Origin of the sequence: Arthrobacter sp. E3 (assembly GCF_017353415.1) — a bacterium.
Lineage (GTDB): Bacteria > Actinomycetota > Actinomycetes > Actinomycetales > Micrococcaceae > Specibacter.
This window is the reverse complement of sequence record NZ_JAFMPX010000039.1, coordinates 1-20,276: the sequence shown is the minus strand read 5'-3', so window position 1 is coordinate 20,276 and position 20,276 is coordinate 1. Positions and strand designations below refer to the sequence as shown.

22 protein-coding genes are annotated in these 20,276 nt (G+C 60.6%); 10 read left to right on the top strand and 12 right to left on the bottom strand.

Annotation, left to right across the window (positions count from 1 at the left end):
• Nucleotides 1-59: 59 nt before the first annotated feature.
• The 5 genes from JMA46_RS14205 to JMA46_RS14185 form a co-directional block, all read right to left on the bottom strand.
• Nucleotides 60-314: a type B 50S ribosomal protein L31 gene (locus JMA46_RS14205; protein ID WP_207346001.1), complete on the bottom strand. Its 255-nt coding sequence runs from the start codon at nucleotides 312-314 to the stop codon at nucleotides 60-62.
• 95 nt (nucleotides 315-409) lie between these two features.
• Nucleotides 410-871 (bottom strand): peroxiredoxin, encoded by a 462-nt coding sequence (locus JMA46_RS14200; RefSeq protein WP_207346000.1) that lies wholly within the window; start codon nucleotides 869-871, stop codon nucleotides 410-412.
• A 9-nt stretch (nucleotides 872-880) separates the two neighbouring features.
• Nucleotides 881-1,714: an RNA methyltransferase gene (locus JMA46_RS14195; protein ID WP_207345999.1), complete on the bottom strand. Its 834-nt coding sequence runs from the start codon at nucleotides 1,712-1,714 to the stop codon at nucleotides 881-883.
• Nucleotides 1,711-2,490 (bottom strand): sulfite exporter TauE/SafE family protein, encoded by a 780-nt coding sequence (locus tag JMA46_RS14190; RefSeq protein ID WP_207345998.1) that lies wholly within the window; start codon nucleotides 2,488-2,490, stop codon nucleotides 1,711-1,713. Before JMA46_RS14190 ends, JMA46_RS14195 begins: the two co-directional genes overlap by 4 nt.
• Before the next feature lie 88 nt (nucleotides 2,491-2,578).
• Nucleotides 2,579-3,364: an ABC transporter ATP-binding protein gene (locus JMA46_RS14185; protein ID WP_207345997.1), complete on the bottom strand. Its 786-nt coding sequence runs from the start codon at nucleotides 3,362-3,364 to the stop codon at nucleotides 2,579-2,581.
• 125 nt (nucleotides 3,365-3,489) lie between these two features.
• Between JMA46_RS14185 and serB the strand changes: the two genes are divergently transcribed.
• Nucleotides 3,490-4,413, top strand: a complete 924-nt coding sequence (serB, locus tag JMA46_RS14180; RefSeq protein ID WP_207345996.1) for a phosphoserine phosphatase SerB — start codon at nucleotides 3,490-3,492, stop codon at nucleotides 4,411-4,413.
• A gap of 114 nt (nucleotides 4,414-4,527) precedes the next feature.
• Here serB and JMA46_RS14175 read toward each other — a convergent pair whose 3' ends face one another.
• Nucleotides 4,528-5,268, bottom strand: coding sequence for an SDR family oxidoreductase (locus JMA46_RS14175; RefSeq protein WP_207345995.1), 741 nt, complete (start codon nucleotides 5,266-5,268; stop codon nucleotides 4,528-4,530).
• Nucleotides 5,269-5,339: 71 nt separating this feature from the next.
• A complete protein-coding gene (locus tag JMA46_RS14170) occupies nucleotides 5,340-6,074 on the bottom strand; it encodes a beta-ketoacyl-ACP reductase (RefSeq protein ID WP_207345994.1) in 735 nt (244 codons plus the stop codon).
• Between the two features lie 138 nt (nucleotides 6,075-6,212).
• Between JMA46_RS14170 and JMA46_RS14165 the strand changes: the two genes are divergently transcribed.
• From JMA46_RS14165 to JMA46_RS14150, 4 genes are read left to right on the top strand one after another with little or no spacing between them, the layout of a single operon-like run.
• The gene (locus JMA46_RS14165; RefSeq protein ID WP_207345993.1) at nucleotides 6,213-6,665 is read left to right on the top strand and encodes a DUF3099 domain-containing protein; all 453 of its coding nucleotides are present in this window, start codon (nucleotides 6,213-6,215) and stop codon (nucleotides 6,663-6,665) included.
• A complete protein-coding gene (locus JMA46_RS14160) occupies nucleotides 6,652-6,897 on the top strand; it encodes a hypothetical protein (protein WP_207345992.1) in 246 nt (81 codons plus the stop codon). Before JMA46_RS14165 ends, JMA46_RS14160 begins: the two co-directional genes overlap by 14 nt.
• Nucleotides 6,898-6,900: 3 nt before the next feature.
• Nucleotides 6,901-7,794: an SURF1 family protein gene (locus tag JMA46_RS14155; RefSeq protein WP_207345991.1), complete on the top strand. Its 894-nt coding sequence runs from the start codon at nucleotides 6,901-6,903 to the stop codon at nucleotides 7,792-7,794.
• 1 nt (nucleotide 7,795) lies between these two features.
• Nucleotides 7,796-8,269 carry a YbaK/EbsC family protein gene (locus JMA46_RS14150; protein WP_207345990.1) on the top strand — a complete coding sequence of 158 codons (474 nt, stop codon included), beginning with the start codon at nucleotides 7,796-7,798 and terminating at the stop codon, nucleotides 8,267-8,269.
• Between the two features lie 1,099 nt (nucleotides 8,270-9,368).
• Here JMA46_RS14150 and JMA46_RS14145 read toward each other — a convergent pair.
• Both JMA46_RS14145 and JMA46_RS14140 read right to left on the bottom strand, forming a co-directional pair.
• Entirely contained in the window at nucleotides 9,369-10,382 is a 1,014-nt protein-coding gene (locus tag JMA46_RS14145; protein WP_207345989.1) for an IS110 family transposase, read from the bottom strand.
• 447 nt (nucleotides 10,383-10,829) lie between these two features.
• Nucleotides 10,830-11,687, bottom strand: a complete 858-nt coding sequence (locus JMA46_RS14140; protein WP_207345988.1) for a hypothetical protein — start codon at nucleotides 11,685-11,687, stop codon at nucleotides 10,830-10,832.
• A 469-nt stretch (nucleotides 11,688-12,156) separates the two neighbouring features.
• Between JMA46_RS14140 and JMA46_RS14135 the strand changes: the two genes are divergently transcribed.
• Complete coding sequence (locus JMA46_RS14135; protein ID WP_207345987.1) at nucleotides 12,157-12,591, top strand: hypothetical protein; 435 nt, start codon at nucleotides 12,157-12,159, stop codon at nucleotides 12,589-12,591.
• A gap of 159 nt (nucleotides 12,592-12,750) precedes the next feature.
• Here JMA46_RS14135 and JMA46_RS14130 read toward each other — a convergent pair whose 3' ends face one another.
• Nucleotides 12,751-14,349 carry an ABC-F family ATP-binding cassette domain-containing protein gene (locus JMA46_RS14130; RefSeq protein ID WP_207345986.1) on the bottom strand — a complete coding sequence of 533 codons (1,599 nt, stop codon included), beginning with the start codon at nucleotides 14,347-14,349 and terminating at the stop codon, nucleotides 12,751-12,753.
• Between the two features lie 152 nt (nucleotides 14,350-14,501).
• Between JMA46_RS14130 and JMA46_RS14125 the strand changes: the two genes are divergently transcribed.
• The 4 genes from JMA46_RS14125 to JMA46_RS14110 all read left to right on the top strand — a co-directional run bounded on the left by JMA46_RS14125 (nucleotide 14,502) and on the right by JMA46_RS14110 (nucleotide 18,123).
• Nucleotides 14,502-15,152, top strand: coding sequence for a biotin transporter BioY (locus JMA46_RS14125; RefSeq protein ID WP_207345985.1), 651 nt, complete (start codon nucleotides 14,502-14,504; stop codon nucleotides 15,150-15,152).
• A gap of 26 nt (nucleotides 15,153-15,178) precedes the next feature.
• Nucleotides 15,179-15,871 carry an ABC transporter ATP-binding protein gene (locus JMA46_RS14120; RefSeq protein ID WP_207346009.1) on the top strand — a complete coding sequence of 231 codons (693 nt, stop codon included), beginning with the start codon at nucleotides 15,179-15,181 and terminating at the stop codon, nucleotides 15,869-15,871.
• Nucleotides 15,871-16,521, top strand: coding sequence for an energy-coupling factor transporter transmembrane protein EcfT (locus tag JMA46_RS14115; protein ID WP_207345984.1), 651 nt, complete (start codon nucleotides 15,871-15,873; stop codon nucleotides 16,519-16,521). The genes JMA46_RS14120 and JMA46_RS14115 overlap by 1 nt, the downstream gene beginning before the upstream one ends.
• 585 nt (nucleotides 16,522-17,106) lie before the next feature.
• A complete protein-coding gene (locus JMA46_RS14110; RefSeq protein WP_207345983.1) occupies nucleotides 17,107-18,123 on the top strand; it encodes a bile acid:sodium symporter family protein in 1,017 nt (338 codons plus the stop codon).
• Nucleotides 18,124-18,271: 148 nt separating this feature from the next.
• Here the strand turns inward: JMA46_RS14110 and JMA46_RS14105 are convergent, their stop codons facing one another.
• Nucleotides 18,272-19,471 (bottom strand): thiolase family protein, encoded by a 1,200-nt coding sequence (locus JMA46_RS14105; protein ID WP_348770180.1) that lies wholly within the window; start codon nucleotides 19,469-19,471, stop codon nucleotides 18,272-18,274.
• Nucleotides 19,452-20,177, bottom strand: coding sequence for an AMP-binding protein (locus JMA46_RS14100; RefSeq protein ID WP_207345981.1), 726 nt, complete (start codon nucleotides 20,175-20,177; stop codon nucleotides 19,452-19,454). Before JMA46_RS14100 ends, JMA46_RS14105 begins: the two co-directional genes overlap by 20 nt.
• Nucleotides 20,178-20,276 lie beyond the last annotated feature (99 nt).

The window sequence follows — 20,276 nt, the reverse complement described above, 5'->3', positions numbered from 1 at the left end:
AACAGAAGGACCCACACCAAACGGTGTGGGTCCTTCTGCAAAAAGCCGGTGGAGAAGTGTTACTTCTTGCCGAAGCCAGCGAAGCGGGCGTTGAAGCGCTCGACGCGGCCGGCGCTGTCCATGATGCGCTGCTTGCCCGTGTAAAACGGGTGCGACTCCGAGGAGATTTCCACGTCGATGACGGGGTAGGTGTTGCCGTCTTCCCACTCAATGGTCTTCTTGGACGTCGCGGTGGAGCGCGTCAGGAACTTGGTGTCCGAAGCCAGGTCGTTGAAAACAATGGCTTGGTACTTGGGGTGGGTGTTCTGCTTCACGGTAAACCTCAAAGTGTAATCGTCTGGTTTTTGCCAGACTGATGAATGTTATGGACACAAGGTCCAGCTAGAAACTTTACCGGTTCTCGGCGAAATCACCAAGCCCGGCTGGCCAACGCGGCCAACGCCTCATCGGCGTGCACGTCCATGTTGGTCTCACTGGAGACTTGGAAACGCACAGTGAAGTCGCCATCGATGACAAAAGTGGCTCGTTTCGTGGGCAGGGTCTTGGCCAGGAGGCGACGTCGAACGCCAAACTGGTCTGCCACCTCACCTTGGCTGTCACTGAGCATCGGGAAGGAAAAGCGGTTATCGGTGGCGAAGGCCAGCTGTCTGGCCGGGGAATCCGTGCTGATGCCCACCAGTGAAGCACCCGCCGCGGCAAACTCCGATTCCAGATCGCGGAAGTGGCAGGCCTCCTTGGTGCACCCGCCGCTGCTGGCCCGTGGATAAAAGAAAATTACCAGCGGCCCAGCTGCCAGCAGCTCCGAGAGCTTCCGGGTGTTGCCATGTTGGTCGGGCAGTTGGAAATCAGAGACTTTCTCGCCAATCTTCATACCACCACACTACCGGCTTGTGGGGGCTGCCGGTTTGGCTGGCGGGAGCTGCGTCGCAAAAAATGCCACGGCACTGGCTGCCGCCACATTCAACGAGTCAACACCGGCAGCCATGGGGATGGTGACGGAAAAATCGGCAGCTGCCAGTGTTTGTGCGCTGAGCCCGTCACCCTCGGTGCCCAGAATCAGTGCCAATCTTGTTTCGTTGCGTGCAGCCAGCTCATGGATGGTCAGCGAGTTCTCCGCCAAGGCAAGCGCCGCCGTCGTGAATCCAGCGGACCTTAGTAGGTCCAGGCCTGCCGGCCACTCGGACAGCCGGGCCCATGGAACCTGAAACACCGTGCCCATGCTGACCCTGATGCTGCGGCGGTACAGGGGGTCCCCGCAGCGCGGGCTGACGAGGACGGCATCAACGCCCAAGGCCGCAGCGGAACGGAACGCGGCACCGATGTTGGTGTGGTCAATCACGTCCTCGAGCACAGCCACACGCCGGGCACCTGCCAAAAGCTTGACGACGTCGGCTGGTTCCGGGCGGTGCATGGCTGCCAGGGCGCCGCGGTGAAGGTTGAACCCGATGATCTCCTCGAGCATGTTCGCCGTGCCGAGGAACGCGGGGATGTGCTCCCACTCGCTGAGCACATCGGAAAGTTCCGGCAGCCACTTTTCGCTCAAGAAGAAGGAGCGAGGCACGTGGCCGGCTGCAAGGGCACGACGAATGACTTTGCCACTTTCAGCAATGTACAGACCCTCGGCCGGCTCTTTGACTTTGCGCAATTGCACATCGGTGAGGTTGCGGTAGTCGTTCAGGCGCGGGTCGCCAGCATCCTCGATCGGGATGATCATGCGTTGATCAGCTTGATGACCATGAAGTAGAGGGCCACCAGTCCAAGGGTCACAATGACGCTGCGGAGGACAAGTGGCGAGAGGCGGCGGCCGATCTTCGCTCCGATGAAGCCTCCTACCAGGGAGCTGACGGCGATCAGGCCGACGACGATCCAGATGATCTTGTCGGGGGCGAAGATCAGGTAGGACACGGCTGCGACGCAGTTGACCGTGAGAGTCAGGACGTTTTTGACCGCGTTCGCGTTTTGCAGCGTGCCGCTCATGAAGATGCCCAGAATGGCCACGAGCAGCACACCTTGGGCGGCCACAAAATAGCCACCATAGACGCCTGTCAGGAAGATCAGCACAAACATGAGTGCTTCATGCGACCGGGCGGAGGGGGCTGACTCGCGACGGGCCTTGATGGAACGCTGAAGCCTGGGTTGGAAGATCACCAATAGCAGTGCGAGCACAATCAGCACAGGCGCCACATACAGAAATACCTTTTCAGGCAAGTGCAGAAGCAGGTAGGCGCCCGTGATGCCGCCCAGCAGCGAGGCAGGCATGAGGCGCATGAGGTTGTGCTTCATGCCCACCAGTTCACTGCGGTAGCCCCAAACACCGGAGACTCCCCCGGCGATCAGGCCCATGGCGTTGCTCACAACGGCCATGACGGGGGTGATCCCCAACGCAATCAGGATGGGGAACGTGACCAGGGTTCCAGAACCCACCACAGTGTTGATGGTGCCCGCCCAAAGCCCGCCCAGCAGGATGAAGAATGACTCAATGGCGTTCATGCAGGCCCCTCACCGGGATCTTTGGGCTTCGTTGGCTCGGCGTGCCGTGCTGTCGTGGGCTGTTGCTGTTGTGAGCGTGAAAGGGAGGCTAGCTGCGCGCCGTGGCCGTGTAGCGGCCGGCATTGCTTGAAACTGCCAAAGGCAGTCCAAACGTGGTGCTCAGGTTTTCCTCGGTCAGAACATCCGTGATGGCCCCTTGGGCCACGATGCCGCCTTCACGCAGCAGCAGCGCGTGGGTGAATCCCGGGGGGATTTCCTCAAGGTGGTGTGTGACAAGGATGGTGCTGGGGGCCATGGGGTCGGCAGCAAGCTCACTCAACCGCCGGACCAGTCCTTCACGCCCGGCCAGGTCCAACCCGGCGCCCGGCTCGTCGAGCAGCAGCAGCTCGGGGTCGGTCATGAGTGCACGGGCGATCTGCACACGCTTGCGTTCGCCGTCGCTCAAGGAACCGAAGGGGCGGTTGAAGAACGTGGACACGCCCCACTCGTCAAGCAGGCTGAAGGCGCGGCGCTCGTCGTCGCGGTCGTAGGCTTCGCGCCAGCGTCCCGTGACGCCATAAGACGCTGTGACCACCACGTTGAGGACCTTTTCATTCTCCGGGATTTGGTGCGCCAAACTGGCCGAGGCTACGCCGATGCGTGGGCGCAGCTCAAAGACGTCAACAGCACCCAAAACCTCGTCCAAGATCCCCGCAACACCGCGCGTGGGGTGCATACGGGCCGCGGCGATTTGCAGCAGTGTGCTCTTGCCTGCCCCGTTGGGCCCAAGAATCACCCAACGCTCGCCTTCGACGACGCGCCAATCGATGTTATCCAACAGTGTTTTGGTGCCGCGAACTACGCTGACACCGGCCAGTCCCAAAACTTCACTCATAAGAACTGAGCCTAGGGCACGAGGGGCGGCCAACGCTAACCAGCCGGTCCGCGTGTTTCCTGCGCTGGCCCTCGCTGACTACACGAGTCGTTCATGGCAGCCTGAGAGTGGCTAGAATTAACAGCATGCCCTCCACATTTACAGCAGTCAGCTATGCCGAAGTGCTCTCCCCCGCAGCCCTTGAAACGGTTCGGGAAGTTCTTGTCGACCACGGCTATGCGATTGCCTCGGAACGCAGGGAGAGCCATCCAGGCTTTGAAGCCGTGGTGCGTGAACTAGGCTCCCTCAACCCCAGCGGAACCAGCGAGGCACAAGCTGCCGCCCGACTGGCCCGTGTGCGCAAGGCACTCGCCGAGTCGGGGGAACAAAACGTGAGCACCGCCGTCGTTCCAGACTCGCTGCGCACCGCGACACGCAAGTTCATCATCATGGACGTTGACTCCACACTCATTCAGCAAGAAGTCATTGAACTGCTCGCAGCGCATGCCGGCACGGAGGCTGAAGTGGCCAAGGTCACCGCTGCAGCCATGCGCGGGGAACTCGACTTCGCGCAGAGCCTGCACCACCGCGTCGCCACCCTCGCAGGCCTTCCTGAAAGCGTGCTGGCCGAGGTGGGCGCGAAAATCAAATTGTCGGTGGGTGCCGAACGGCTCATCTCCGAGGCCAAGGCTGCGGGGCACGTTGTAGCTGCCGTGTCGGGTGGATTCTCGCAGATTCTGGCGCCGCTGGCCGAACGGCTGGGATTGGACCACGCCCTCGCGAACGATCTTGAGATCATTGACGGGCACCTCACCGGAAAAGTGCGCGGTGATGTGGTGGATCGCGCCACCAAGGCTGTGAAACTGCGCGAATGGAGTGCCGAAGCTGGAATCGCTCCAACCGCCACCATGGCGCTGGGTGACGGTGCCAATGATCTGGACATGATGGCCGCCGCCGCACTCGGCGTTGCCTTCAATGCCAAGCCTGCCGTCCGGGCGGCCGCCGATGCGCAGATCAACTTGCCCAACTTGGATGTGGCACTGATCCTGGCCAACATTCCCAACCGCTAAACCCAACGCGTAAAGCACCAGCAGTGCTCAAAACGTGCGCTTTAAACATCTGGGGCCTGGGCCGGACTGCTTGTGCAGTCCGGCCCAGGCCCCAGATGGATAATGACGGGTTGGCTACTTGAAGTAGTCTGCGCCGCCCACGTACTCGGTGTGTCCGCTGGGGACATCTGCCGTGGCGGCGGCAGCAATTTCTGCTGCAAATTCGGCCACGGTGTACAGTCGTCCTGCTTCTGCACGGCGGGCCTCGATGGCGCCCGGGTTGGCGCGGTCAAGCAAGGTTGCCGTGACCGTCCCCTCGATCATGTCCCCTGAGACCACCACCAGGGAGATGTCCTCGGTGGCCAGGTTGGGAATCAAGGCGCGCAATGCGTCCTCACCGGCGCGCTTGCTCTTGGCGACAGGCTCGTACTCGGGCATGGTGGGCACTGTTTCAATAAAGTGTGCCTGATGACTGGTGACGAAGACTACGCGTGAGCCGGGTGTGAGGACGGGCCAGGCAGCGTTGAGCAGGTTCACCTGGGCATCGCGGTTCAGCATGAGCGCATAGTTCTCTGCCATGCCGCTTTCCATGCCGCCGGAAGCGTTCAGCACCAACAGGTCCAGCGAACCGAAGTTCTCCAGTGCGGCGCTGACAAGGGCCTGCACGCCTTCCTGCGTGGTCAGGTCCGCACCTACGGCCACGGCACGGCCACCAGCCTCAACGATCTGCGCCACCACCTTGTTGGCTCGCGGAGCCTTCTGCCGGTAGTTGACGACCACTGCTGCGCCTTCCTCAGCCAAAAATTTGGCTACATCGGCACCAACCCCACGTGAGGAACCGGTGACAATGGCTGTCTTTCCATCAAGCTTTCCCATAAAAACATCCTTATTTTCGTCTAATCAATACAAGAACTAGGGGCACCTGTGCCCGCGCCGCAGGGCAGGTGCTAATGGCCCATCCCGAGACCGCCATCAACAGGGATGACGGCGCCGCTAATGTAGGCGGCTTCGTCGCTGGAAACCCAGCGCACCACGTTGGCGACCTCTTCCGCCGTCGCAAAGCGTGCTGCTGGAATCGTGGCCAGGTACTGCTTCTGTGTCTCTTCAGGCAGTAAGGCCGTCATGTCCGTGCTGATGAAGCCCGGCGCCACCACGTTTGCGGTGATCCCGCGGGAACCGAGCTCGCGCGTCAGGGAACGGGCAATGCCCACCAGTCCGGCCTTGGACGCAGCATAGTTGATCTGCCCCGGTGAACCGTACAGGCCCACAACCGAGGATATAAGCACCACACGGCCCTTGCGCTTACGGATCATGCCCTTGGATGCACGCTTGATGACGCGAAAAGCACCCGTCAGGTTCGTGTCCACGACCGAAGTGAAGTCCTCTTCGCTCATGCGCATCAGCAAAGTGTCCTTCGTGATGCCCGCATTGGCCACCAGTACCTCGACGGGGCCGTGTGCGGCCTCAACTTCGGTAAATGCCGCGTCGATGGAGGCAGCGTCCGTCACGTCAGCCTGAACTCCCAGAATACCTTCAGGCAGCTCCGACGGGCTCCTGTACGTCACGGCGACCTTGTCTCCGTTGGCCAGAAAGGCAAGGGCTATGGCGAGCCCAATGCCGCGGTTGCCGCCGGTGACCAAGACACTGCGGCCCTGGTGCTCTTCGACTGCCGGTGCACTCATGTATTCCTCCAGATAAGAACAGAAACAAAAAAGACAACACTAATGATGGAATCCTACGGGGAAAGGCACAGTGGATCACAGTTTGCTTTTGGCAGCACAACCCCGCAGTGAGAGAATGAACGTGTCCCTTGGAGTGTGATGAATCAGCAATCAGCTACGCCGAAGTTCGGTGCCAGACGGCACGGCAAGTATCGCCACCGCTCAACAGCGCCCGAAGTTCAGGCCATTACCAACGCAGCCGCGCCGCACAGCGAAGAAATGCACCACCGCTTGGTGAAGTATTCCGTGACCATGGCCATTCGCATGGTCTGCTTGGGCGCAATATTTGTTTTTGACGGCTGGTTCAAGATCATCCCGGTCGTCGGCGCCGTGGTGCTGCCCTGGGTTGCTGTGATCCTCGCCAATGGAGGTGCTGACATCTACCATCAGGAAACCGTCGAACTCCTCGACGAGGCGCCCATGTATGCCCTCAAAGGGTCCGAGCAGGCCACGGACGACGACGATTGCCCCCCAAGCGACATCCTCACCGGGGAAATCGTTCCCGACGAGGCAAATGAAACAGAGGAAAAAGAGGGTCATGGACATCTTTGACATGCTCCCCGGGGCGGATCCAGTGGAACCTGAGGCGCCTATCTGCTCCCGCAAGGGCTGCCGGGCACACGCCACCACCCAACTGCTGTGGAACAATCCCAAGATTCACACAGCTGAACGCCGTAAGATTTGGCTGGCCTGCACCGACCATGCGCACTGGCTTGAAGACTATTTGAAAAGCCGTTCCCTGTGGAAGGAAACTCTGCCCTTGAGCTCTAAGGATTCCGCCTAATTCATGAAGACGTACAAATTTTTGTTCTCCAGCCGGTGGCTGGGGTATTTTGCGATGGCCCTGGTTTTTGCCATCGCCTGCGTAGCTTTGGGGAACTGGCAGATGAACCGCCGCAATGCCGTGGTGGAGAACATCAACAAGATCCAGCAGAACTATTCTGGCACCGTTGTGGACTATGCGGACGCGGCCACGAACTTTGACGCGCTGGACCCCGCCAAGGAATGGACCCAAGTGCGTCTGAAGGGCACCTACCAAACGGCCGACCAGCGCGTTGTAAGGAACCGGCCACTGAACGGGGCTGCCGGCTACGAGGTGGTGGTGCCGCTGAGGCTCGAAAACGGAGACACCGTCATCATTGACCGTGGCTGGCTGCCCATTGGCAACAAGGTCCCTGGACACCCGGATACAGTCCCCCAGCCGGAAGCCGGCGTTGTCACGGTGGTGGCACGCCTCAAACCTGCCGAGCCACAGCTCAATCGTGGTGCCCCTGAGGGACAGCTTGCCTCGATTGAGCTCAATGACTACGCAGCGCAGCTGAACTACCCCATCAAGACGGGCGCCTATGGTCAGCTGGCGAGTGAAACCCCGGCCGCTGCCAGCAACCCCGTGCCATTCCCTGCGCCGTCCATCGACGAAGGTTCCCACCTGAGCTACGCACTGCAGTGGATTGCTTTTGGCATCCTTGCGTTCGTCGGCTTTGGCTACGCAGCGCGCATGCAACGCCGCAACGATGACTATGACGCCCTCGAGGCGGCAGAATCGGGGATTCCAGCAGAGGAACTATATGGCAGGGGCTCGGCTTTTCACCCGCGCAGACACCAGAAGGTGCGCAAGCCCGGGGCTCGGCCCACAGCTGAAGAGGCCGAGGACGCTCTCCTGGATTCGCAAGGGTTCTAGGATGTTACCTGCGAGTGACGTGGTGGAGACCGTGCGAGCGGCTCTGCTCGCGGCTGGACTGCCAGACACTGTTGTTGTAGTTCCGGATTCGGTGGCCACTGCGGCTACGGCAGCGGCCGTGCTTGGCTGCGAAGTGGGTGCGATCGCCAACAGCCTGATTTTTGAGTGTGGCGGGGAACCGTTGCTTATTCTGGCCAGCGGTGCCGCTAAAGTGAACGTTAAGATGGTGGCCAGGGACCATGGTCTGCCCAAGATCAACCGTGCCGACCCTGACTTTGTACTGGCACACGCAGGCCAACCTGTGGGCGGCGTCGCCCCATTGGGCCACCCCTCACCCATCCGGGCATTTCTCGACACCGACCTGGCCCAATACCCAGTCCTATGGGCAGGTGCTGGCAGCCATCAGGCCATGCTGTCCATGAGTTACCAGCAGCTGCTGGAAGCCACCAGTGCCACTGAAACCGCCGTACGCTGAAGAAGTCTCGGTGACAGCCGGCCTGCACAATCGACTTCAGCCGGGTAAGGTCCACACTGACAAGAGCGGCCTCCGATTTAAACTCCTCGTCAGGGAAATCTCACGTCGTGATCGAGGATGCCCCACTCCTTGGGGCCGACGAATTTCACCTCGAGCGCTCCCCTCGGAGTATCGGTGATCCACCGTTCTTCTTGACTGCGGATGCCAGCGCCCAACCCCACATCCCATCGTGGGATTTGCCGCGGATCACCGCAATGTTGATCACCGCCTGGGTATCGGCATCAATGCTCTGGGTGGGATGTCGCATGGTCCACGTCATGATGCGGAGCTCAATAGGCAGCCTGCTGCGTCCGCCAACAAACCACACAGCTACCCTGATCCTTGGTGGGATCAAGTCTTGTGGGGAACAAGGGTTCGCAGCAGAAAATGTAAAATCCGTACGCTAGGGCGTCCTAAATGGTGTGCCGTATATCGCCTGCCCCTTCACCGGACTTATCACCGGACACCCTGGACGGACACTTCCTGAGCCACCATTTGCAAAGCAGCAGGTCAGCGGAAGATGTGTCCGGTGGTGGACCGGTTTGGGGGACAGGCTCGATAACGTGCTTGGTCTCTGCTTAGACTGTCCAAAAGGCAACGTAAATGGGATGGAACTATGCAGAGCGAACTAGCGGCAAAGGTCTTCGGCGATAAAGAAGATCCTCGACAGCGATTGCAGAGCATCTTTGGCGGTTCGTCAGACCTAGCCGGACCGCCATCCGCCGCACGCGAATGGGCAAAGAATGTTCTTGATGAAGCTGGAGTAGATCCAACAGACCATAACGTCACAGCAATACGATGCCTGCGGACTGCCCAACCCCATCTCACCCTAAAAGCCTCGGCATATCTGGTCGACCACTTGTCAAGGCAATAACTTGTCTCAATCGCCGTTCCCCCTGCGGGCATGGGGAGCGCTGTGCAAACGTCTTCTGAAATTCTGGGTAGAGCACTTCTGACAAAACGGATGAGTGAACACGACTCCTGTCATTTGTGCACTCGTCTTCTGACCCTTCTATGCTTCGAGTCAAGCCATAAGCGTTTGTAGTTTCCTGAATAGTTGTCAGGCGATAGATCGTTTGAGGCACCGACGGATCTCTCTGAGGGTCTTACCTTCAGCGGTGCGCCTTTGAACGTATTCCTTCGTTTCGGCGTCGAACTGCATGCGCGTCCTGGCGATCGTGTGCAGTGCCTTGTTTAGTTGCCGATCGCCTTGGCGGTTGAGGCGGTGTCGGATGGTGTTGCCCGAAGAGGCGGGGATGGGGTTGACTCCGGCGATGGCCGCGAAGGCTGCCTCGGAATGGATCCTTCCGTGGTGGGAGTAGGCGACGAGCACGACTGCTGAACTGACCGGGCCCAGCCCCGGCAGGTCCATCAAGCCCGGCGCCATGTCCTGGGCGATGTCAGATATGTGGGTCCTGTTGGTTTCCAGCTCGGCGGTAAAGGCAAGGACTGCTCTGGCCAGCCGGCGTGCTTCCTCCCGCGCGAGCTTGTCGGCCCGATCGTCCCGGGAGCGTGTCCGCCATGCAGCGATGGCACGGATTTGGGCATCTGTTAGTGCCTGGCGGCCATCAACACCCAGCTCGGTAGTGCGGATAATCGCTGTCAGTGCCAGCCGGTCGGCTGTGCGTTGGCGATCCATGAGCCGTCGGGTACCCAGCAGGATCCGCAGTGCGTTCCTCTCACCGTGGGCGCGGGGCTCGATCAGGGAAGCGACCTCGATGCCAAGGACGGACTGCGCTGCTGTCACAGCATCAATGGCATCGGACTTCCCCCGGCCCCTCCGGGAGGTTCTGCGTGGGGGCCGCACATCACAGACGCTGATCCCGGCACTGTGGAGCGCCCGGGTTAGGCCAGCACCGTAGGAGCTCGCACCCTCCACGGAAACCAGGAGCTGCCCTTCCCCGGCGCGTCTGTTCATCCAGTCGGCGGCTCGGGCGATGCCTGGCGGGCTGGTCGGAAACGTTGCGGTGTCTTGGACTTGTCCGGTCGCCGAGGCAAGGATGGCGTAGGTGTGGGTTTTGGCATGGGTGTCCACGCCTACGACATGGGTGTATTGGTTGGCCACGATGGTCATCTCTGGCTCTCCCTTCGAGAGGGCATTGTTCCTAACGCCGATCCGGGAAGAGTCACGCCGAGGCAGTTCTCTAACGAGTCACGGCTCCTACCTTTTGAAGGGGCCGGACAACCTTCTATGAAGCCATCGAAGCGGGCCAGAAAGGTACAGCCCCGACCAGGCGGACATGTCAGAAGTAGGACACTGCCGTGGCAGGTCAGAAAATGAGCGAGTCACACCCGGCCGGAGTAGCACCAGTCTGCCAGCCAGCCCCGGGCCAGCCAATATCCATTAGAGAAAATGACACTCGCCGAGATCGGCCGCCCGCCCGAAATGCTGGCCCATGTCAGGGAGGAAGGCTCGGTCATATCGAAAAGCGAGCGATGTGCTGGTGGCGAGCTGGCCGCTGGTGATGGCAGGCACAGCCGTCAGACCGTGGAAATGCCACGGGCTACTCGGCGCCCAGGATCACGTCGCCTCAAGCCCGCGCACGCTCCAGTCCGCGCAGTTCACGACCTGCCCGCCTTCAGCGGTAATCAGGCTCAACGTCCTGCCTCCGCGCATCGACGCCGTACCGCTGACGCGGAGGTCCCAGGGACGTCGCTCCAGAACCTCGCCGTCGTTGCTGAACCGGAGCAGGGAGTTCTTCCCCTCGGAAGTCTCGTGGACCGCGACCCAGGTCCCCGTCACCGGGTCGTGGAGGACGTGACGGATGAAGTCCTCAGCCACCCTCGCTCGTTCCCGCCCATCGGAGTCGAGGATTCTTAAGAACCCGTTGTCGGTGACCGCCGGGTGCTCCCCGTCGCTAGCCGCGAACCAAACCTGACCCAGCCCGGTCGCAATCCGGGACCCCAGCAGATCCAGCGAACGATCCAGCAGTCGGCACCAACCGCCACCCACTGCAAGCGAGAGGTCCGAAGTCAGCGCGATCACCCTCAACACCCCGCGCAGGGAACGCTCCTCCTCCCCGGTCGCTGCCTCCAGCACGCGGGTGGCCCTGCGGAGGTAAGTGACAACCACACGACCTCCAGCCAAGGCAGTCACGGCCTCTACGTTCGTGCGGCTGCGGTCCTGCCACAGCCGCTGTCCCGTTAGATCGTACCCGCACACGCCGTGGCGCTCCCACGCGCCAGCCACCACCACGGAGCGCTCACCGGGCACCAGTGCCCCCCGCCAGACGCCACCGGAGCCCCAGACCGTCTCGAACGTGGCGCAACGCGCACCGCGCACCAGCGACCTCACCTCCAAGACTCCCTTGGGCTGGGCGGTGACTAGCAGGTCCTCTTCCCACGGTGGTGCGGCCACATCGCGAAGGTCGATCACCACTGAGCGCCCCCTAAGAGCTCATCGAATATCATGCCGAGGACTCTGCCCGTGGATCCGATAGCGGTCAAGTCCACGGAGGTGGCGTACGACGTTCCCCATCCGCGAATGTCCCGCGCAGTGATAAGCCTGATCTGCACATTCAGCACACCAGCAGAATGGATTTCACGAGTTCGCTCGACCAAGGCGAAACGGCTGGGCAAGATCGTTTTCTACAGCTGAATCAAAGGAACTTAGCCATTCGGATGCACGTCATCGCTGAAACGGGCGCTGAACCTCGTCGAGGGAAACACCAGAATCTTAATGGCCATCTTTGACAGCGAGGAATGGGTGGCATGGTTGAATCGAAGTCATGAATCGTCTCTGGATTATATGCACAGTAGCACTTCTGGTCCTGACCGGGTGCGGTTCCGCCCCTGCTTCACAGGATTCGCACCAACCAGCGTCAACCGCATCCAGCGGGTCGAAGATCGTGGAATCCATCTGCAAGGACTCCACCAGCAATGGAGCACAAGAGATTGATCTGAAGCAGGTCCGCTTACAGAGCGATGGCGCAGAATTGTTGGTGGAATATACACTCTCCGCTCCCCTGCCCACCGCGGATGACATTCTCTTGTTCAGCATGGCCAGGAGCCCGGACTACAAAATTAGATACCAGCTCGGCACAGAGTTCAGGGACGGGACAGAGAGCGCCCAATTCATCTACGACCTAAATTCCTCAACCCCGAAAAAAATCACCCCCGCAACAGTCGTTACCAACCAGACAGTAACCGCCCACTTTCCCCTGGACGACCTGAAAGGACTCGGTACCGGCTTCGAATGGGATGCCCGCGTCAGCGTCAACGGTGGGGGTGGGGACCGCTGTCCAGCAGGCGAAACCCCTCAATGGAACATTCACGGCAACTAACCGCATACAAGCATGAGAAGCCTCATCGCCGTCCCGCATATCGTTACGCAGACGGACAGACTACGACCAGATCCAATCGTCAAGCCGGTAGCCGAGGCTACCTGGCCGCCTTTGCCCATATCGTACGTTTTCCGTTTTCTGGGGTGACGCCAACAACAACTAAGCCAAGGTGATGAGGTCCAGGTAGTCCTGGTTCCACAGGTCTTCGTCACCGTCGGGTAACAGGACTACACGTTCCGGGTCGAGGGCCGCAACAGCGCCCTCGTCATGGCTAACGAGGACAACAGCGCCCGTGTAGTTCTTCAGGGCCCCCAGGATCTCCGCGCGGCTGGCGGGGTCAAGGTTGTTGGTGGGCTCATCGAGCAGCAGGACGTTGGCGCTGGAGGCAACAATGGTCGCCAAGGCCAGACGCGTCTTTTCCCCACCGGAAAGCACACCGGCAGGCTTGTTCACGTCATCACCGGAGAACAGGAAGGAGCCCAGGATGCCGCGAACTTCGGCGTCGTTCATGTCACCGGCAGCTGAGCGCATGTTTTCCAGCACCGTGCGGGTTACATCAAGGGTGTCGTGTTCCTGGGCGTAGTAGCCAACTTTAAGTCCGTGCCCGGCGATGACCTCACCGGTGTCCGGCTTGGACACTCCAGCAAGCATACGCAGCAACGTCGTCTTACCTGCACCATTGAGGCCCAGGATGACTACTTTTGATCCCCGATCGATGGCCAGGCTGACATCGGTGAAAATTTCCAGCGAACCATATGACTTGCTCAGGCCCTCGGCGGTGAGCGGCGTCTTTCCGCATGGGGAGGGGTTGGGGAAGCGCAGTGCTGCAACCTTGTCCTGTGCCCGAACCTCTTCGAGTCCGGCCAGCAGACGCTCGGCGCGCTTGGCCATGTTTTGTGCTGCTACAGCCTTGGTCGCCTTGGCGCGCATCTTGTTGGCCTGGTCCATGAGGACCCCGGCCTTCTTTTCCGCGTTGGCGCGTTCCCGGCGTCGTGCGCGTTCATCGGTTTCACGCTGGGTCAGGTATTTTTTCCAGCCCAGGTTGTACTGGTCAATGGTGGCCCGGTTTGCGTCCAAGTGGTAGACCTTGTTCACTGTGGCTTCCAGCAGTTCCGTGTCGTGGCTGATCACGATCAAGCCGCCGTTGTGGTTCTTCAAAAACTCGCGCAGCCAGGCGATGGAGTCGGCATCGAGGTGGTTGGTGGGCTCATCCAGAAGCATGGTCTGGGCGCCGGAGAAAAGGATGCGGGCCAGCTCCACGCGGCGCCGCTGACCACCGGAAAGTGTTTTCAACGGCTGGTTCAGGATGCGCTCAGGCAGGGCCAGGTTGGAGGAGATCGCGGCCGCTTCGGCTTCGGCTGCGTAGCCGCCGTTGGCCAGGAACTCGATTTCGAGCCTGTCGTAGCGTCGCATGGCCTTGTCACGGATGGAATCGTCTTCGCTGGCCATGTCAGTCTCGGCCTTGCGCAACTTCGTGATGACCTTGTCCAGGTCGCGCGCTGAAAGGATGCGGTCCTTCGCCAACTGCTCCATGTCAGGGGTGCGAGGGTCCTGCGGCAGATAGCCGATCTCGCCGGTGCGGATGACTTTGCCACCGGCGGGCAGACCCTCGCCAGCGAGCACGCGCGTCAGCGTGGTTTTACCTGCACCGTTGCGACCCACCAGTCCGATCTTGTCACCGCTGTCGATGCGGAAGGATACTTCGTCCATGAGCAGGCGCGCTCCAGCACGTAACTCAAGGTCTTGGACCGATATCAACGTAGTAACCTTTCACGTAAGTGGGTAGATGCCGCGAAACGAAACTCCCGGCAAAAATGGCAGCGAGCAGCGTTGAACAACCAATCCAGTCTAACGAGGTTCAGTGGCAGCGGAAATCCCTGTGTGTTCAGACTTCAACGAAAGCAGCAATAATGACTTCTTCCCGGCCTGTAAATGAGACTTTGACCACACCCAGCGAACTCCCGGGTGAAGGCTCAGGCGAGAAGCAGCACACTCGAGGGCGGCAGCGCTGGGGTGCCATGGACCTGTCCCTCATCGCTGTTTTTGCCGCCCTCTTGGCTGCGTCCATCGCCGTGCCGGGCATCAATGTGGGCCCGCTCGGGGTGGCCATTACGTTGCAGACCCTAGTGGTGATCCTCTGCGGACTGGTCCTTGGATTTGGCCGTGGCACCGCAGCTGTAGGCCTCTACGTGCTGCTCGGGCTCGTGGGACTGCCCATCTTCAGCGGTTTCCGAGCCGGGCCGGCCGTGTTGGCCAGTCCGTCCGCCGGATACATTGTGGGCTTCGTGTTTGGTGCCGCGGTGGTCGGATTGCTGGCCACTATGGCAGTTCGCAGCCACTGGCGCGCCGCAGCCCTGTTCCGCGCTGCCATGGCCGGAACCGTGGTGATTCACCTTTTCGGCATTGTGGGATTTGTCATGAAAGGCATGGGCGTCCAAACCGCCGTGGTCGCCGACATGATCTTCCTGCCCGGGGACATCATCAAAAACGTGCTGGCCGTCCTCGTTGCACTCAGCCTCCACCGCGCCTTCCCTGATCTGTTGGTGCGCCGCCGCAAGTGAATGCTTCCGCACGAAACTCGATTGTCATGGTCGGCGCCGGGGTGAGCATTCCGCCGTCGGACCCGCGCAGCACGCACGACAAGGGCATCCTTGCCCCGCTCACCCTGACCCTGGCTGAACAGCGCATTGCCGTCATCGGCGCCAACGGCTCGGGGAAGTCGACCCTACTGCGCCTGATCAACGGACTGGTGCTGCCCTCGACCGGGACCGTGCACGTGAACGGGCGCAACACCCGCACCCAGGCCACGGCAGTGCGGCGCAGCGTGGGCTTCGTGTTCACCGATCCGCTGTCGCAGCTGGTGATGCCGACGCCTCAGGAAGATCTGGAACTGTCGCTGCGGCGGCAAAAGCTGGGCAAGAAGGAGCGGGCCGAGAAGGCCGCGGCGATTCTGGCCGATTACGGCTTAGGGCACCTGGCCCAGAGCAGTATTTTCGAGTTGTCCGGCGGCGAACGCCAGCTAACGGCGCTGGCCACAGTTCTTGCCGTGGCACCCGACATCCTTGTTCTTGACGAGCCGTCCACGCTCCTGGACCTGCGCAATACGAAACAGCTCATGGACCGGCTCGACATCCTGCCGCAGCAAATCGTCATGTCCACCCACGACCTCACGCTGGCCGCCACCTTTGACCGTGTTCTGGTCATTGACAATGGCGATGTTGCGTACGACGGCGATCCTCAGGAAGCGATTGCCCGATACAGGATGTTGGTGGGTGCGTAGTGCGTGGACACGCATTTTTGGTTGCCGGGTACGTGCCGGGCAACTCCCCCGTCCACCGGCTCCCGCTGGGGGTAAAGGCCTTGCTGTTGTTGGCCGTGGCCGTTCTGTGCCTGGCCTCGCCCCTCGTTTCGGTGCGTGCGGGCGCGGTGGTTACCAGTGCCACGCTGGTGGTGGTCGCCGCCAGCCACTTTGTGGCCGGGCTGACGTGGCCGCGCATATGGCGGGCCGTGCGCATGATGCTGATTTTTTTGGTCCTTATTGCGGCCTACCAGTGGTGGCAGTATGGCCCGTTAGTCGCGTGGCAGGTGATTGCCGCCATTGTGGCCACCGTGCTTGCGTCGAACATTCTTACTGCCACCACCCCGGTGGACCAGCTTCTGGACGGCCTGGCCGCTCTAGTGCAGCCGCTGGCCCGGTTTGGCGCCGACCCGGAACGTTTTTCACTGACCGTGGCGCTGATGCTGCGCAGCATCCCCTTTGTCATCGGCGCCTTTGCCGACGTGCGCGACGCCGCCCGGGCGAGGGGCTTGGAGCGCAACCTGCTGGCTCGTTCACTTCCTGTGGTGATAGCCACGGTGGGCTATGCCCGCGCCACGGGGGAAGCGCTGGCCGCACGAGGCTTGGGCGACCCTGACGACGACGTCGAATAAGTAGCGTGGAACCGTTGTACTCCTCCAAGTACAAACGATATACATCCGATGTATCACCGGAGGCTTCAGAGTATTTCTAAAACGATAGGGACGCTGAGAGAACTGCCGCTACATTTCATCCGAGCGGCTCAGCACACGTAGAACAGTCGGCAACACCTCAGAAAATTTACTCGATGAGATCGTCCGCGTCCCGTTATACATCGGATGTATAAGTTGCAGATTGGTGTGATTTGTCATACCCTCGAAACCGAGGAAACCGTAACTTGGTTTCCAAATACACTAGCCGCGCTTGGCAGAGCCGTGGCCTTGGATCTCTGTAATATCAAATGCTTGGACCACGGGCATCATTCACCTGCTGGGGTGTACTTGCATACCCTCAGTGACCGAACGCGTCGAGATCCATTACGTCCATTCACATTTATATTCCGCACAAGCTGAGCGCTTGGTTCGGAGTTTTCTGACCGTGCGCGTTACAGGTACATCTCCGGCGGCAAGAGTATCGACGACTGAAAACTAGACAAAGACATAACATGTCGAAGGCACTCCAGGCAGCCCTCGACGTGAATCCAGCTTAAGGAACCCCGGATGACAACAAGTCGCCTCACCGAGGTTGAACGTGAAAAGCGTTCGGCCCGCATTGCTGTACTACTTTTCCCGCTCATCATCGTTGCAGCGGGAGCCTTCGGCATCTTTGCACCCAAGGTTGCACTGCCACTAAATCCGATGGTTCCGTATCTGCTCGGAATCGTCATGTTCACCATGGGTCTGACCATGAAGGCACCGGATCTGAAGCTCATTGTTCGGATGCCGCATGCGGTCGTGATCGGGTTCATCGCCCAATTTAGTATTATGCCGCTACTAGGACTCGGGGTTGCAACACTATTCAATTTCGAGCCAATGCTCGTAGTCGGCATGGTGCTTCTGGGGGCAGTTCCGGGTGGGGCGTCTTCTAACATTGTTGCCTACCTCGCCAAGGGCAATGTAGCCCTTTCCGTTGCTATGACGACGCTGTCGACAATCCTCTCCCCATTCTTGACTCCATTGATCGTCCTTTGGCTTGCAGGTAGTTACCTTCCGATTGATTTTTGGTCCATGTTCATGCAAATTATGCAAATTGTGATTGTTCCTGTGGCGTTGGGGCTCATCGTCAAGCTCTTCGCAGGTAAGTTCGTCAAGGCTATTGCATCGGCCATACCCTGGATCTCAGTTTCTGTGCTGGCACTGGTCATTGCCGGAATTATGGCAAAAAGTGCGGATGTAGTGATGAACTCTGCCGCCATGGTGGTCCTTGCCGTAATCCTCCACAACGCAGCTGGCTTCACACTAGGTTATCTCGCTGCTAAGGCCGGACGACTGGGAGTCCGGGAGCGACGCGCTGTTGCCGTTGAAGTCGGTATGCAAAATGCAGGGTTGGCAGCTGCCCTCGCCAACAGCCACTTTGGTCCCATCGCCACTTTGCCTGCCGCAGTGGCGACCATCTGGCACAACGTTGCCGGCGCCCTCCTTGCCACACTGTTCGGCCTGATCGAACGTCGTCAGGAAGCTGCGAGCAGTAGAAAGACCGCTACCAAGGTTGCAGTAGAAAGTCACCAAACAAGTTAGCGGACAAATCCTCTAAGGCAGGCTAGGCGGGTTCTGGGCACGTGGCTTTCCAGAATCCGCCTGCTTTATGCCATATGCCAATACTGTGGCCGGTAGGTTCTCTCTGACCCAGTAGGGTGACCGATAGATAGGCATCCCGCGGGGCCGCCTAGAACTCGGCCCACCGGAAGAGTGCTGAAATGCCCATGCCTCCGGCCATGCTGATCATTGCTAGTGCGTCCGTGCCAGGTACTGCTCCGCCGCGGGCCCGCGTCAGCAGCCGCGTCACGAGCACGGCCCCCGACGCACCGTAGGGGTGCCCCAAGGCCAGCGCTCCGCCGTCGTGGTTGAACAGCTCCGGATCAACGCCAAGTAGGTCGGCGACGGCAAGAACCTGCGCTGCGAAAGCCTCGTTGAACTCCACGAGGGCGCCGTTGAGATCTTGCGTGTTAAAGCCGGTGTGGGCCATGAGCTGCCGGGTTGAATGGGCGGCTCCCACCCCCAACAGCGTGGGGTCGTTGCCTACGGTGGCGCTGTTACGAAAAATAAGGCCCATTGCGGCCATCCCGCCGTTGGCCGCCATGGCGCGGGCCCGAGCCCGGGCCCGCGCCAACGAGGTGACCACCACAGCAGCAGCTCCGTCGCTGTAGGGGCAGGAATTTCCGGCCGTGACGGTTCCACCCGGCACAAAGACGGCAGGAAAACGTGCCATAAGGGCTGGCGTGAGCTGCCTGCGCGGGCCTTGGTCTGCACTGAGTCCGGCAAAGGGTACAAGTTCGCCCGTGAAGCGTCCCTGCAGGGCTGCGCTGACCGCCTTCGCGTGGCTTGCCACAGCATAGTGGTCCTGTCGCGCCCGGGTGATTCCGTAGTGGGCGGCCACATTTTCGGCGGCCTGCCCGGCGTCCGGATCACCGATTTCGGTTGGCGCGAATTGTGCTCGCTGGAAGAACTCCAAGCCACCGTCCGCAGTGCGGATGGCACGTGCAGGCGCTGTGCTGATACTCTCCACTCCCCCGGCAAGGTACAAGTCACCCGCGCCTGCCTGAACAAGTCGGCAGGCCAAGACGATGGCCTCAAGTCCCGAACCGCACTGCCTGTCCACGGTCAGGCCCGGCACCCCGTGCGGTAGTCCCGCCGTCAGGGCCGCCAGCCGGGCAACATTCCCGCCTCCGCCCGTGGCATTGCCCAAAATGACATCGTTGATCTCTGCGGCCGGAAGCTTGTCTTCCGCCACCAGATTGGCAATGACGGCCGCTGCAAGCTCATGCGCCTGGAACTTCCCATAGGGGCCTCCCGCCTTTGCGTTGGGCACACGCTTGGCAGCAAGGACAACGGCGGTGGTGTTGGGATCAGTGGAGGCGTTGGGCACGGGCATCTCCTTCAGAGATCCATTGTCCGAGCATCGCCCGGCTCGTCTTTCCGTTCCCCGTCAACGGCAAGTCGCTCAGAAAGTAGTAGGAGCCGGGCCGCTGCTGTGCGGGAAGTTGTACGGCTGCAAGTCTCAGAGCAGCAAGGTCAATGGCGCCCGGCCCCGTAGGGTTGAAAATTCCGGCAGCAACACGTTGGCCGCGCAGTCCGTCCATGATGCCCGCAACCACAATGGTGCACGCAGCACCGGCAGCCTCGGCCAGGCCTTCCTCTACCGCGTGCGGGTACACATTCGCCCCGGCCGTGACGATCATCTCACTGGTGCGTCCAGACACGTGCAGGACTCCATTCTGGTCCACGTGTCCTTGGTCGCGGACGGTGTGCCAGGACGGGGCCGGTTCACCGAACGCCAGGCCGTCATCTCCCCAGGCGTAGCCGCTGCACACATATGGGCTGCGCACGCAGATGTCACCCTGTTCCCCCGCGGCCAATTCACGGCCGTCGTTGTCGCGGATGCTGATGTCGACGCCCGGGAAGGCCCTGCCAACCCCTCTTGCTTTCGAAGGCTCCACCGCGGATGGTTCCACGGTGGAGGCGGCCACGAAACCCAGCTCGGCCGCCCCGTAGTACTGCTGGATGCGCGCATGGGGCGCCCATTTTCGCGCCAGTGTCAGAGTCTCGAAAATTGTCAAGCTGTGTTGAGTCACTTGGCTAGTTTTTGTGGTGTTTGTGGTTTGGGTAGGTTGATGCCGACGTGTTTGGCGGGGGCTGGTGTGGTGGGTGGCCGGCGGAATCTTTCGGGGTGT